General features: G+C 62.0%; 9 protein-coding genes. All 9 read left to right on the top strand.

The genetic code is table 11. The annotated features are described in order from the left end of the window. Nucleotides 1-4 precede the first annotated feature (4 nt). The 9 genes from ACFPN2_RS08925 to ACFPN2_RS08965 all read left to right on the top strand — a co-directional run bounded on the left by ACFPN2_RS08925 (nucleotide 5) and on the right by ACFPN2_RS08965 (nucleotide 13,915). Nucleotides 5-1,249, top strand: coding sequence for a dihydrolipoamide acetyltransferase family protein (locus ACFPN2_RS08925; RefSeq protein ID WP_380596262.1), 1,245 nt, complete (start codon nucleotides 5-7; stop codon nucleotides 1,247-1,249). Between the two features lie 110 nt (nucleotides 1,250-1,359). Next, nucleotides 1,360-6,192: an NAD-glutamate dehydrogenase gene (locus ACFPN2_RS08930; RefSeq protein WP_380596263.1), complete on the top strand. Its 4,833-nt coding sequence runs from the start codon at nucleotides 1,360-1,362 to the stop codon at nucleotides 6,190-6,192. A gap of 195 nt (nucleotides 6,193-6,387) precedes the next feature. After that, complete coding sequence (gene gpmA, locus ACFPN2_RS08935) at nucleotides 6,388-7,143, top strand: 2,3-diphosphoglycerate-dependent phosphoglycerate mutase (protein WP_380596264.1); 756 nt, start codon at nucleotides 6,388-6,390, stop codon at nucleotides 7,141-7,143. A 509-nt stretch (nucleotides 7,144-7,652) separates the two neighbouring features. Next, nucleotides 7,653-8,000, top strand: a complete 348-nt coding sequence (locus tag ACFPN2_RS08940) for a hypothetical protein (RefSeq protein ID WP_380596265.1) — start codon at nucleotides 7,653-7,655, stop codon at nucleotides 7,998-8,000. A 37-nt stretch (nucleotides 8,001-8,037) separates the two neighbouring features. Then, the gene (locus tag ACFPN2_RS08945; RefSeq protein ID WP_380596266.1) at nucleotides 8,038-9,471 is read left to right on the top strand and encodes an undecaprenyl-phosphate glucose phosphotransferase; all 1,434 of its coding nucleotides are present in this window, start codon (nucleotides 8,038-8,040) and stop codon (nucleotides 9,469-9,471) included. Continuing rightward, a complete protein-coding gene (epsE, locus tag ACFPN2_RS08950; protein ID WP_380596267.1) occupies nucleotides 9,461-10,273 on the top strand; it encodes a polysaccharide export protein EpsE in 813 nt (270 codons plus the stop codon). Before ACFPN2_RS08945 ends, epsE begins: the two co-directional genes overlap by 11 nt. Before the next feature lie 37 nt (nucleotides 10,274-10,310). Continuing rightward, a complete protein-coding gene (epsF, locus tag ACFPN2_RS08955) occupies nucleotides 10,311-11,741 on the top strand; it encodes a chain length determinant protein EpsF (RefSeq protein WP_380596268.1) in 1,431 nt (476 codons plus the stop codon). A gap of 25 nt (nucleotides 11,742-11,766) precedes the next feature. Continuing rightward, the gene (locus ACFPN2_RS08960; RefSeq protein ID WP_380596269.1) at nucleotides 11,767-12,642 is read left to right on the top strand and encodes a polysaccharide biosynthesis tyrosine autokinase; all 876 of its coding nucleotides are present in this window, start codon (nucleotides 11,767-11,769) and stop codon (nucleotides 12,640-12,642) included. Beyond that, on the top strand, nucleotides 12,635-13,915 hold the full coding sequence (locus ACFPN2_RS08965; protein ID WP_380596270.1) for a hypothetical protein: 1,281 nt from the start codon (nucleotides 12,635-12,637) through the stop codon (nucleotides 13,913-13,915). Before ACFPN2_RS08960 ends, ACFPN2_RS08965 begins: the two co-directional genes overlap by 8 nt.

The raw sequence follows: 13,915 nt of genomic DNA on the forward strand, positions 1-13,915 counted from the left end.
GATCATGAGCATTACCTTCAACCTCCCGGACCTCGGCGAAGGCCTGCCCGAAGCGGAAATCGTGTCGTGGCATGTCAAAGAGGGCCAGCGCGTCGAGGTCGATCAACCGTTATTGTCGGTGGAAACGGCCAAGGCCGTTGTCGATGTGCCCAGCCCGTACTCAGGCAACATCGTTCGCTTGCATGCGAAAGCCGGCGATACCGTTCAAACTGGCAAGCCGCTCGTCGAGTTCGATCTGCCGTCGCAAGCCGCCACTTCGAACGCGGCCTCCTCGCATGCTCAAAGCAACGCCGCCGGGCACGCGGCATCGGTGAATCAAGGCAAGGCCGCTGGTCAGGATGCCGCGTCGGGCCAGGGCATGGTCGTCGGCCACATGGCCACTCGTAACGAAGAGCTGGTCGATCACGCCATCGTCGGTCGCGGCCGCCGTGCGTATCGAGATCGTGAACGGGTGCGTGCGGCGCCAGCCGTTCGCATGCTGGCCAAACGGTTGAACGTGGAGTTGTCCGCGTGCCAGGCGAGCGGCCGGCATGGATTGGTCAGCGTCGACGATGTGCTTGCTCGAGCGAATCTCAGCAAGTCGTCACAACGGGCACCCGCCGTGCCCGGGCTCACTGACGCCGACAAGCTGCGTGGCCCGCGGAAAGCCATGGCTCAGAGCATGTCGCTGTCTCGCGATGAGATCGCAATGTGCACAATCTTCGACGACGCCGACATCGACGTCTGGAAAGATCGCGGCGACATCAGCATTCGACTTGTCCGAGCAATCGTTGCCGGCGTCAAGGCGGAACCGGCACTTAACGCGTTGTTCGATCCCGCCGGCCCGTCGCGCAAATTGATGGAACAAGTTCATCTGGCCATCGCGGTGGATACAAGCGACGGCCTGATCGTCCCGGTACTGCGCGATGTCTCTTCACAATCGGCCGCTCAGTTGCGCACCCAACTGGACGACATCAAGCAACGCACGCGCACGCGTACCATCACGCCAGAAGAAATGCGTGACTACACGTTCACACTTTCCAACTTTGGTACGGTCGCGGGACGGTATGCAACGCCATTGGTCGTGCCGCCGACCGTTGCAATCCTGGCCGCGGGCAAGCTGCAAAGAGACGTGGTCGCAGGCGAAAAAACCGCGGAAATACACGTTCGTCTGCCGTTGTCATTGACGTTCGACCACCGCTGCGTCACCGGTGGCGAAGCCTTGCGTTTCCTGGCCGCGGTCATCGCCGATCTGCAGTTGCCGAGCTAACTGCGGAGAAGCTCAAACGCTAGTTGTTATTCCATTTTGGTGCATCCGGCGCCACGGCGGTCTATTACCCTATGCACCGTCGTAGTTCATCACCATACATTCGCGCCATCATGACAACGACCATTCCCGCCGCTCGACAAAAACTGATCGAACGTATCGCACAGTCCGCCCGTGCCTTGAAAAAGCGGGGCGATCCGCTGGATGTGCAGGAGTTCGTCCGCCAGTACTACCGCGGCGTCGGTGAAGAAGATCTCGCTGAATACAAGAGCGAAGTGCTCGCCGCGTTGGCGCTCGCGCATCTGCGCAGCTCCATCGTACGTAAGCCCAATCGTCCGCTGGTGCGCGTATTCAATACGGATGAAGCACGCGATGGCTGGAGCAGTACGCACACCATCGTGGAAGTTACTACCGAGGACATGCCGTTCCTGGTGGACTCGCTCGGCATGGTGCTGACTCAGGCGGGCCTGACGATTCATATGATGGTCCACCCCGTGCTGCCGGTCCGTCGCGACCGCGCCGGTAAGCTCGAACAACTCGGCGAGAGCGGCGACGGGAAGAAGTTCACGCACGAGTCGTGGCAGCACATCGAGATCGATCGCATCGGCGCGCCGGAGCGGCTGCAGGAGATTGAGCAGAAACTGTTACGCACGCTCGAAGACGTGCGCCTCGCCGTCGGCGACTGGAACGAGATGCGCCAGCGCGCCACCGAGCTCGCCAACGAGATCGAGCGCGAGAACCCCGGCGTGCAGCCCAGCGAAGCGCGCGAAGCCAAAGCGCTGCTCGACTGGATGGCCGCGAATCATTTCACCTTCCTCGGCTACCGTCAGTACGAACTGAAACGGGGCCGTAGCGAAGATCTGCTGGTGCCCATGCCGGAAACCGGCCTCGGCATTCTGCGCGCTCGCAAAGGTTATCGCGCCGAGCCGACCGTGCTCACCGGCGAGATCCGCGAGCACGCCCGTCAGCCCGAGCTGATGCAAATCACCAAAGCAAACTCCGTCTCGACTGTGCATCGCTCGACGTATCTCGACTACGTCGGCGTGAAAACGGTCGACTCGCAAGGTCGCGTCACCGGCGAGAAACGTTTCCTCGGCTTGTTCACGTCGGCGGTTTACAACCGCAGCCCGCGTGAGATTCCAGTGCTCCGTCACAAGATCGAGCGCGTGGTCGGTCACTTCGGCCTCGACCCGACCAGCCATGACGGCAAAGCAGTCGTGCACGTGCTGGAAACGTATCCGCGCGACGAGCTCTTCCAGGCCAGCATCAACGATCTGATCCGCAACGTCCGCGGCATCGTCAATCTGTACGAGCGTCAGCGCGTGCGCGTGTTCCTGCGCCGGGACACGTTCGGTCGTTTCTATTCCGCACTGATCTTCGTGCCGCGCGACCGCTACAACACGCAGGTCCGCCAGAAGATGGAAGCGGTGATCAACGACAAGCTCAAGGCCACCGCCATCGAATCGCAGATCCAGCTGTCCGAATCGGCGCTGGCCCGCGTGCACATGATCATTCGTCTGCCGGCCGACGGCGGCCCGCGCATCGATGCCGAAGAGCTGGAGACGCTGATTGCCGAGACCGTGCGCACCTGGAGCGACAAGCTCCGCGATGCATTGATCGATAAGCACGGCGAACTGGATGGCCGCCTGCAAGCGGAGAAATTCCGTAACGCGTTCCCGGCCGCCTACGAAGAAGACACGACTGCCGACATCGCGCTCGACGACATCGGTCAGCTCAACGAAGTCATCGCCGACGCCGACAAGATCGCCATGCGCCTGGCGAATGGCGAAGGCAAGACAGTTCATCTGCGCCTGTTCCGGACTGCCTCGCCGATCGCGCTGTCGCAAGCGTTGCCGATCCTGGAGAACATGGGCTTCATGATCGTCAGCGAGCGCCCGTATCGCATCGCTGTACCCGGCGGCCGGCCGATCTGGTTGCAGGACTTCGAAATGCAGCGTCGCGATGGCGGCACGATCGATCCGGCGACCCTGGGCGAGCGCTTCACCGAGACCTTCTCGGCGGTGTGGACCGGCCGCGCCGAGAACGACGGCTTCAATCAGCTCATCGTCGTCACCGATCTCACCTGGCGCCAGGCCAGCGTGTTGCGCGCGTACTGTCGTTACGCCATTCAAACCGGCGCGAGCCTCAGTCAGGCGTACATGGAGCAGGTGCTGACCTCGAACTCGAAGATCGCGACCATCCTGTCGCAGTTGTTCGAAGCGCAGTTCGATCCGTCGCATAAGACGGCCAAGCGCAGCGCCGACGTGGATCGTTTGAAGCAGGAGCTGTCCGATCTGCTCGACTCGGTGCGCAGCCTCGACGAGGACCGCATTCTGCGTCGCTTTGCGCATGCCATTCAGGCCACGCTGCGCACGAACTACTTCCAGACGGACTCGAGCGGCGCGCCCAAGCAGTGGCTGTCGTTCAAGCTCGACTCACGCAGCATCCCCGAAGTCCCGCAACCGCGCCCCGCGTTCGAGATCTTCGTTTACTCGCCGCGCGTCGAAGGCGTTCACCTGCGCATGGGCCAGGTGGCCCGCGGCGGCATTCGCTGGTCGGATCGTCGCGAAGATTTCCGTACCGAAGTGCTGGGCCTGATGAAGGCGCAGAACGTGAAGAACACGCTGATCGTGCCGGTTGGTGCGAAAGGCGGCTTCGTGCCCAAGCGCATGCCCGCCGGCGCCAGCCGCGAGGACGTGCAGCGTGAAGGCGTCGAGTGCTATCGCACCTTCATCTCGGCGTTGCTCGACATCACCGACAACATCGTCGAAGGCAAGATCATTCCGCCGACCCAGGTCGTTCGTCGCGATGGCGACGATCCGTACCTGGTGGTCGCGGCCGACAAGGGCACGGCGACCTTCTCCGATATCGCCAACCGACTGGCGGCCGATTACAACTTCTGGCTCGGCGACGCGTTCGCCTCGGGCGGGTCGGCCGGTTATGACCATAAGAAGATGGGCATCACCGCGCGCGGCGGTTGGGAATGCGTGAAGCGCCACTTCCGCGAAATGGGCATCGACACCCAGTCGCAGGACTTCACCGCGATCGGCATCGGCGACATGGCCGGTGACGTGTTCGGTAACGGCATGCTCCAGTCGCCGCACACCCGCCTGCTGGCGGCGTTCAACCATCAGCACATCTTCCTGGATCCGGAGCCGGACGCAGCCGCCTCTTATAAAGAGCGTCAGCGCATGTTCAATCTGCCGCGCTCCACCTGGGAGGACTACAACAAGAAGTTGATCTCCAAGGGCGGCGGCATCTACGCGCGCAATGTCAAATCGATCAAAGTGTCGCCGCAAGTGCAGGCCATGCTCGGCATCAAGCGCGACTCGTTCACGCCGATCGAGCTGATCCGCGCGATTCTGTGCATGCCGGTCGACCTGCTGTGGAACGGCGGTATCGGTACTTACGTAAAAGCCACCGACGAAACTCATATCGACGTCGGCGATCGCGCCAACGACGCCCTGCGCGTCAACGGTCGCGAACTGCGCTGCAAAGTCATCGGCGAAGGCGGCAACCTCGGTTTGTCACAACGCGGCCGTGTGGAATACGCGCTGGCCGGCGGTCGCATCAATACCGACTTCGTCGACAACTCCGGTGGCGTCGATTGCTCGGATCATGAAGTCAACATCAAGATCCTGCTCAACAACCTGCCGAAGCGCGCCGGCCTCACCCTCGAGAAACGTAACGAATTGTTGGTCGACATGACCGACGAGGTCGCGGCCCTGGTCCTGCGCGACAACTATTTGCAGAGCCAGGCGCTGTCGATGCTCGAGGCCCGCGCCAGCAAGGATCTGCTGGAGCATGCGCATTCGATTCGTCGACTCGAAGTGTCGGGGCTGCTGGATCGCGGCCTGGAGTACCTGCCGGCCAGCGAAGAAATCACCGAGCGCCATCAGGCCGGCAAGGGCCTGACGCGGCCCGAGCTCGCCATTCTGCTGGCTTACGCCAAGATGGCGCTGTACTCGAAGCTGATCGATTCCGACGTGCCCGAGGATCCGTACCTGGGCCACGAGCTGGAACGTTACTTCCCGGCCCTGATGCAGAAGCGGTTCAACAAGTATCTGCCTGAGCATCGGTTGCGCCGGGAAATCATCGCCACCGCGACCACCAACAGCATCGTGAATCGCATGGGCCCGACGTTTGCTCGCCGGGTTCAGGAAGATACCGGCGCCACCGCCAGCACGGTCGCCCGCGCCTATGCCATCGCTCGCGAGTTCGTTGCCATGCGCGACACGTGGGCCGACATCGAAGCGCTCGATACCAGGATCGCGGCGGCCGTTCAGTACGAAATGATGTTCGAGACCACGCGGCTGCTGCGCTTCTGCACCTACTGGTTGATTCATCGGCAGAGTGGCCAGCTCGACATCGAACGTCAGGTGTCGCGCTTCCGCAGTGGCATGAAGGAGCTGGATGCGCTGCTGCCGAAGGTGCTGAGTGGCGACGACCTCTCGGTATTTAACAGTCGTCACGCCCGCTACACAGCCGCGTCCGTGCCCGACAAACTGGCCAAGCGCATGGCCAGCCTGGCAGCGCTGCGCTCCGGGCCGGATCTGGTCGAGATCTCTGAAGCGAGCGGCCTGTCTTTGGATCGAACCGCGGCGCTCTACTTCGGTGTCGGCACCGCGCTGTCGCTGGACTGGATCCGGGAGCAAGTCGAAATGCTCGGTGTGGAAGGTCACTGGCAGGCCGTGGCACGCACGACCCTGCGGGACAACGTCTACAACCTGCAGCGAGTCCTGTGCCTGCAAGTCGTGGCGGAGTCGAAGCGCTCCAACAAGGATGGCAAGGCCGCGCCCGCCGAATTGCTCGAGGGCTGGGTCGGTCGCCATCGGGCCGCTGTCGATTACTTGCGACAAACGGTCGCCGACATGCGCGCGTTGCCGGCGATGGACTTTGCGACGCTGTCTGTAGCCCTGCAGGCAGTGCGCCGAATGACGGAGTGAGTAACACCGAACGACGGAATCGTTAACAAATGACGATTCCGTTAACACGATAAGTCGGGATTTCTGCCGAAAAGTGACGGTAACTGGCGACAGCGATTGTTGCTCGCCAGGACAATATGAATGAACGCAGCGACACCTGCGGCTTAGGGGCGATGTCTGATATAAAGTCGCCCCTGTTCCACCCTCACTTTCGTTATGGCTGGCCAACTCGTACTTCTGCGTCACGGACAAAGCACCTGGAATCTGGAAAACCTGTTCACCGGCTGGGTGGACGTGGATCTGACCGAACAGGGCCGTAACGAAGCGCGTGCCGCCGGCCAGCTGCTCAAGCAGGAAGGTTTCGAGTTTCAGCAGGTGTTCACGTCGGTGCTCAAGCGCGCCATCCGCACCATGTGGATCGCGCTCGATGAGATGGACCGCATGTGGCTGCCGGTGGAACGCAGCTGGCGCCTGAACGAGCGTCATTACGGCGCTCTGCAGGGTCTGAACAAAGCCGAGACCGTCGAGAAGTACGGCGCCGACCAGGTGAAGATCTGGCGTCGTAGCTATGACATTCCGCCGCCGGCACTGTCGCTGGATGACGAACGCCATCCGCGCTTCGACCTGCGCTACGGCAATTTGCAACCCGCAGAGCTGCCGACCACCGAATCTTTGAAAACCACGCTCGATCGAGTGCTGCCCTACTGGAACAACCGTCTCGCTCCGGAGTTAAACGCCGGACGAAATGTATTAGTAGTCGCACACGGCAATAGTTTGCGTGCACTTGTAAAGATGCTCGACGGCATGTCCGATTCAGACATCGTCGAGTTCAACATTCCAACCGGTGTGCCCATTCACTACCAGTTGGACAAGGCGCTCAAGCCCACCTCGCGTCGCTTTCTGGGCGATCCCGAGGCCATTAAAGCCGCAGCTGAAGCCGTCGCGCGACAGACAGAAAAGAAGAGCGGTTAACGATTCGCGAGAAAGATTGAATCTGTGCTGTCGCCAATAGCGAACAGCGCAGCGGTGAACTATCGACTTCGTGCAGCAAAGCAACAGATGTTTCCAAACACTGTTGCATTGTCAGCAGAGGTGCAACGGAAGGCGATTTAACACTTGAAAACAAGGTTCCATATTGATGCACAGCTGCATCGGAACTGTTCGGGTGTGGAGCATGTCATCTGCTCGTCGTGTTTGAATGTTGTACTTGCGCAGCAAACGAGATTGGTCTAATTAGCCTGGATAGGTTTTGTTTGATGCATTTCGGTGCGCGCAGTGTGATGTTTCGCCGTTCAGCGACGGAAAAAATTACATTGGAATAAAACTTGCTTTGCTTGCAGATGACAAGCGATAGGCAAGAGATGATGGGGCGAGACGAAAGTCTTGCGATGTTTTTTGCGAGCCGTGGGGACGGGGGCGCAAACGCACACAACGATATGCGACGACCTGTCCACGTGTGCGTCATTGATGAGGAGTGATGCATGCGTCTGATCAAACTCGCGTGGGCCGTGGCGGCCCTTGGCGTTAGTTGGGCTGTGAGTGCGAACCCGGCAATCAACAGCAATGTAACGGGCTCGATCGCCGGACCGGCCGTGGCGACCACGCAAATGGTCGCAGGCCAGGCTCAGGTGCGCCTCGACGGCACCGGTCTGGGTGGCAGCGGCCTGAGCGGCAAGGACGCTCGTATCGCTCCCGAATCTTCCGCCGGCAGCATGGACGACTCGATGTCGCGCGGCTGGCTCATGGCCCTGGTCACGGTCCTGCTGATCGGCCATCAGCTGCGCCGGAAACATCGTTTCCTGCGTCCACAGCGTTTCAGCGACCTTTGATCGCCGCTAGCTGCTTCCGCACGGAGCAGGAGGTGCGATGATCAATCAACGTCAACCCTTGAGGTCGTACGATCGTTCGGCCGGCGTGAGCGCGTCGGAGCCGACCTCGTTATTCGTCCTGAAATCGCTGCTCTATCCAGTGACGCCGGTGCTCACCCTGGGCCTGTGCATGCTGGTATGGCGCGAGAGCCTGCTGCAGGGGCCCTACTTCCTGATGGCAGTGCTCGCATTCTTCGGCGCAGCCGACGTGCTCGATGCCCTGCCAATGGCGCCGCCGCGGCATCGCTCGATGGCGATCGCGTCGCTGCTCGACATCATCTTCCGCTGGTCCCTGGTGATCGCCTTCATCTGGGCACTGATGGAAATCGCGGGCATCGCCAAGCAGCTGCGCTGGGAAGTCCTGGTCAGCTGGGCCATTTCGACGCCGCTGGTGCTGTGGGTCGGCCGGCTGTACTCGCCGCATTTGTTCGTCCGGGCCAGCAACAACGGCGCCCCCCGCAAGGTGGTGATCGCCGGCGCCAACCGGCTCGGCGCGAAGCTGGCGGGCAAGCTGCAAGAGTCGCCCTGGCTGAACATGGAAGTGCTGGGCTACTTCGACGACCGCGATTCGGGCCGGCTGCCCGAGGAGTGCTCGGGGCGCGTACTCGGCAAGTTGAACTGGATGCGCGACTACATCGCCCGCAACTCGATCGACGTGGTCTACATCACGCTGCCGATGACGCGTCACCCGCGCATCACCGAGCTGTTGCAGTCCCTGAAAGACTCGACCGCTTCGGTGTACTTCGTGCCCGACCTGACCATGTGCGATCTGGTGCAGCCGCGCTTCGATCTGGTGAACGGCGTGCCGGTGGTAGCGGTGTGCGAGTCGCCGTTCTACGGCGGACGAGGGATCGCCAAGCGGGTCAGCGACATCGCGATCTCCTCAGTAGCTATCGCGCTGCTGTCGCCGGTGATGCTGCTGGTCGCGGCGGCGATCCGGCTCACGTCGGCGGGCCCGGTGATCTTCCGTCAAAAGCGCTATGGCTTGGACGGCAAGGAGATCGTGGTCTACAAGTTCCGCTCCATGACCGTCACCGAAGACGGCAACAAGAGTTATACGCAGGTCACGCGCAACGACGCGCGAGTGACCCCGGTTGGCGCCTTCATCCGTGCGACGTCGCTGGATGAACTGCCGCAGCTGTTCAATGTCTTGGAAGGAACCATGAGTATCGTCGGCCCGCGCCCGCACGCGGTTGCGGTCAACGAGCAGTACCGGCGGCTGATCCCCGGCTACATGCTCAGACATAAAGTGAAGCCGGGGATCACCGGCTGGGCACAGGTCAACGGTTTTCGTGGCGGCGATGACATCGGCTCGATGCGAGCGCGTATCGAGCATGATCTGGAATATCTCCAGCACTGGTCGCTCACGCTCGACCTGATGATCATCCTCAAGACAGCCATGGTGGTTTGGAACGACAGACATGCTTATTAGTCCGATGGCGCGCCGTTGGGTCTCGATGCTGAGTGCGGTGGTGCTGGTGTTCTGCTCGATGCTGGGCAGCTCGAGTTTCGCGGCCGATTCGGACTATCGCTTGGGACCGAGCGATCTGTTGCGAGTCAACGTATTCGGCTCGCCGGAGTTATCCGGTGAAGTGCGGGTGAGCGAGACCGGCAACATCACCTACCCGTTGATCGGGCAGGTGCCGGTGTCCGGCAAGTCGCCGGCACAGGTCGAGGCGCAGCTGGCGAGCGCGTTCATCGATGGCGGCTTCTTGAAGCAGGCTCAGGTGACGGTGCTGGTGCTGGAGTACCGCAGCCAGAAGGTGTCGGTGATGGGTCATGTCACGAAGCCGGGTCAGTACTCGCTGCAGTCGAGCAGCCGGGTGCTGGACGTGCTCGCCGAGGCCGGCGGCCCCGTCAACGAAGAGGCCGCCGACGTGGCGACGTTGATGCGCAAGGACGGTAGCAAGGCACCGATCGATCTGGCCGCGTTGTTCGCCGGCGACCCCGAGCAGAACCACGTGGTCGCTGGCGGCGACACTGTGTATGTGCCGCGCGCCCCGCAGTTCTATGTGTATGGCGAGGTGCAGAAGCCCGGCATGTACAAGCTCGAGCGCGGCATGACGGTGTCACGGGCGATTTCGAAGGGCGGCGGTCTGACGACGCGCGGCTCGGAGCGTCGGGTGGTGATCAAGCGCAAGAACAAGGAAGGTAAGGAAGAACACTACTCGGCGAAGGGTTCCGACCTGCTGCAAGCTGACGACGTGTTGATGGTCAAGGAAGGATTGTTCTGAAGTTAGGTCTGGGAAGGGTTACCGGGAACACAGCACTATGATGGGCCTCGCTCAAATGTTGAGAGTTCTGCGCGGACGCGCATTTCTGTTCACGTTCATCGTCCTGGTCGTGGTGACCGGCGTGGCCGTGATCAGCCTGCTGTCCCCGAAGAAATATGTGTCGGAGCTGGCGCTGGTGGTGGCCCTGCAGGGCAACGACCCGATGAAGGAAGCACCGATCGCGCCGTCGCTGGTGCCGACCTTCCTCGCCACTCAGACCGAGATCATCAAGAGCCGCAACGTGGCGCTGAAGGTGATCGAGAAGACCGGCCTCGCCAACAATCCCGAAGTGGTCGCGGCGTTCCACGACAGCGGTGCCGATACCGATCTGAATTCCTGGCTGGTCGAGAACCTGCTGCGTAACGTCGATGCCAAGACCGGCCGTACCAGCAACATCATTCGTATCGGCTATGCCAGCCGCGATCCGTACGAGGCCGCGGCCCTCGCGAACGCTTTCGCCGAAGCTTATATCCAGACCAGCCTGGAACTGCAGGTCGATCCGGCCCGTCGCCAGGTCACCTGGTACGAACAGCAGGTGGCGCAGCTGCGCGATGAGCTGGTCGCCGCTCAGGGCCGTCTCTCCAAGTATCAGGCCGATCACGGCGTGCTCGGCGTCGATGCCGCTCGCATGGACGTTGAGAACGCCCGCCTGCAGGAAATCTCGAATCAGCTGGTCGCCGTGCAGGCGCAGATGTTCGATGCCAACGCGCGCACCAAGCAGATCACTTCCAGCGAGCAGCTCGACTCGCTGCCGGATCTGATGAAGAACCCGACCATTCAAAACCTGAAGCAGGAGCTGGCCCGCGCCGAGTCCAAGCTCGCCGAAGTCAGCGAGCGTTACGGCGTGAATCATCCGCAGTACATCGCGTCGAACGCCGAAGTGGCCTCGCTCAAGTCCAAGCTCAACGTCGAAATCGGCGTGACTCGCGGCTCGCTGGTGCAGAGCGCGGAAATGGCTCGTCGCCAGGTCGGCGACGTGCAGAAAGCGTTGGACGAACAGAAAGACCGCATCATCGCGCTCAAGCGTCAGCAGGACGAGCTGTCGGTGTTGACCCGCGATATCGAGAGCGCACGCACCGCCTATGACGCAGCCTTGCAGCAGGCCAATCAGACCAAGCTGGAAAGCCGTGTCGATCGCACCAACGTCGCGATCCTGAATCAGGCCATGCCGCCGCTGCTGCCGGACTCGCCGAAGATTCTGCTCAACCTGGTCGTCGGCTTGTTCGCGGGTATCGCGCTCGCCATCGGTCTGATCCTGACGCTGGAAGTCTGCAACCGCCGGTTGCGCTCCGCCGAGGACCTGGCTGACTTCACCGATTTGCCCGTGCTCGCGGAATTGCCGGCGCTGCCGGCAGCCGCCCGTCGTCATCGCCGGCGTGAAGTGCGCCGTGCGTTGAAGCTTCAACCCAACGTCGCCCCGGCTAACTGAGATCAGGTCATTGAGGACGCCCGTTATGGACGCCGCTGTCGAACCACGCGCCCGCCTTCCGAGGGTCACTCGCCCGCGCATCCGCATTGGCGAGATCCTGCTGAACATGGGCGCGATCTCGGAAGCCGATCTGCAAAAGGTGCTGGCCGCGCATCTGGATCGTGGCGAGCCGTTCGGCAAAGTGGCCGTGGCCATGAAGCTGATCACCGAAGGCGAGCTGCGTGCGGCACTGGCCCAGCAGTTCACTTATCCGATTGCTCGCATCGGCGAGTCGGCGCTGTCGCCGCAGCTTGCGGCGGCTTACGAGCCTTTCGGTCAGTACGCCGAAGGGCTGCGCACGTTGCGCAGTCAGTTGTTGATGCGCTGGATGGGCGAGCATGACTGCACGCTCGCTGTTTGCTCGGCCCGCAGCGGCGAAGGTTGCAGCGTGCTCGCGGCCAATCTCGCCATCGTGTTCGCTCAGCTCGGCGAGCGCACGCTGCTGATCGACGCCAATCTGCGGCGCCCGGTTCAGCATCATCTGTTCGGCCTCGGCGAATGCGACGGTCTCACCGATCTGATCAAAGGCGCGACCCGCACCGAGAAGGCGCTCCGCAAGATCGCGCAGTTCGACAGCTTGAATGTGATGACGGCCGGCACGCCGCCGCCGAATCCGCAGGAGCTGTTGAGCCGCCTGCCGTTCGCCCAGTTGCTGGACGAAATGGCCGGCCGTTACGACGTGATCATCATCGACACGCCGCCGCTACTCGAGTTCGCCGACGGTCAGATCGTCGCGGCCCGCGCTCGTGGCTGCTTGCTCGGCACGCGCAGGGACAGCACGCGCCTGATCGACATCGCCCGCATGAAGGCGCAGCTCGATCCCAACCTGACCCACGTGTTGGGCACTGTGATCAGTGGCTGAAACGACGGCAATCGGCAACATTGGCGGCGCCCACGTCGCGCCGCGAGCACAACAGCACCGCGATTTCGTGCCCCTGCTCCTGCTGTGCACGCCGATCGCGTGCGCCAGCTTGTTGTCGAAGTTCGGCATTCCCGGTTACGCGGTTCTCGGCATCGGCATCGCGCTGCCCTTGATGATGCTGACGCTCGGGTTCGGCATGATCAACGACGCCGTGCGCATCGAGCCGCGCCGCCTGGGTTTCTACGGCATCACGTTGTCGGTGCTGATGCTGCCGCAGCTGTTACGCGCCGGCACGTTCTCGCTGAACTCGCTGATGATGCTGGCGCTGCTGCATCTTCCTTACGTGCTGGTCGTGAAGCGCGGCGACGAGCTCGCCCCGAAAGTGCTCACGTTCTTTCTGTACATCGCCCGCCTGCTGGCGGTGCTGGCGATCGCCCAATATTTCCTGCAAGGCTTCGTCGACAAGGCGTTTCTGTATCCGATCGATAATCTGATCCCGCAGGAGTTCATCGTGCAGGGCTTCAACGCCCAGGGCACGATCAGCTACGGCTCGACTCAGGTCCGCGCCACCGGCATGTTCATGCTGGAGCCGTCGTTTCTCACTCAATTTCTCGCAGTGGCCATCGTCGCCGAGTCGTGCACGACGCGCCGCCTGTGGCCGCTCGGCCTGTACACCTTCGGCATCATGATGGCGCACGCCGGTACCGGCATCCTGGTCCTGCTGATCTGCATGCCGTTCGTGGTGCTCATCCATCGCCGCTGGGATCTGATGATCCTCGGCATCGTCGGCATCGTCGCGGTGCTCGGCTTCGGCGAGCTGCTGGGCATCGACTTCCTCACCAGTCGCACCAACGAATTCAACGATCCGAACTCCAGCGGCTTCGCGCGCTTCGTCGGCGGCTTCTACATGTTCGAGGACATGTTGTGGCCCAACCTGTCGCGCGCCTTGTTCGGCTACGGTGCCGGCGCGTTCATGGACTACGTGCACCTCTTCACCATCGAAGTGGCCGACATGCCGTTGACCAAGATGCTGTTCGAATTCGGCCTGGTCGGCGCGTTCACGTATTTCTTCTTTATCGCCAGCAGCCTGTTTGCCTCGCCGCTGCCACGCATGCTGAGCGTCGCTATCGGGCTCACGTTCCTGCTCAACGGCATGTATGTGCCGTTCTCGCACGGACTGGCACTCGGCCTGCTGGTGCTGACTTCCACGCGGAAGGTGCAGACCGTCACGCCGACGGTGCCGCTAAAGACCACGCGAGTCGCGCGGGTCTAA

It is taken from the genome of Steroidobacter flavus, assembly GCF_042651805.1.
Lineage (GTDB): Bacteria > Pseudomonadota > Gammaproteobacteria > Steroidobacterales > Steroidobacteraceae > Steroidobacter > Steroidobacter flavus.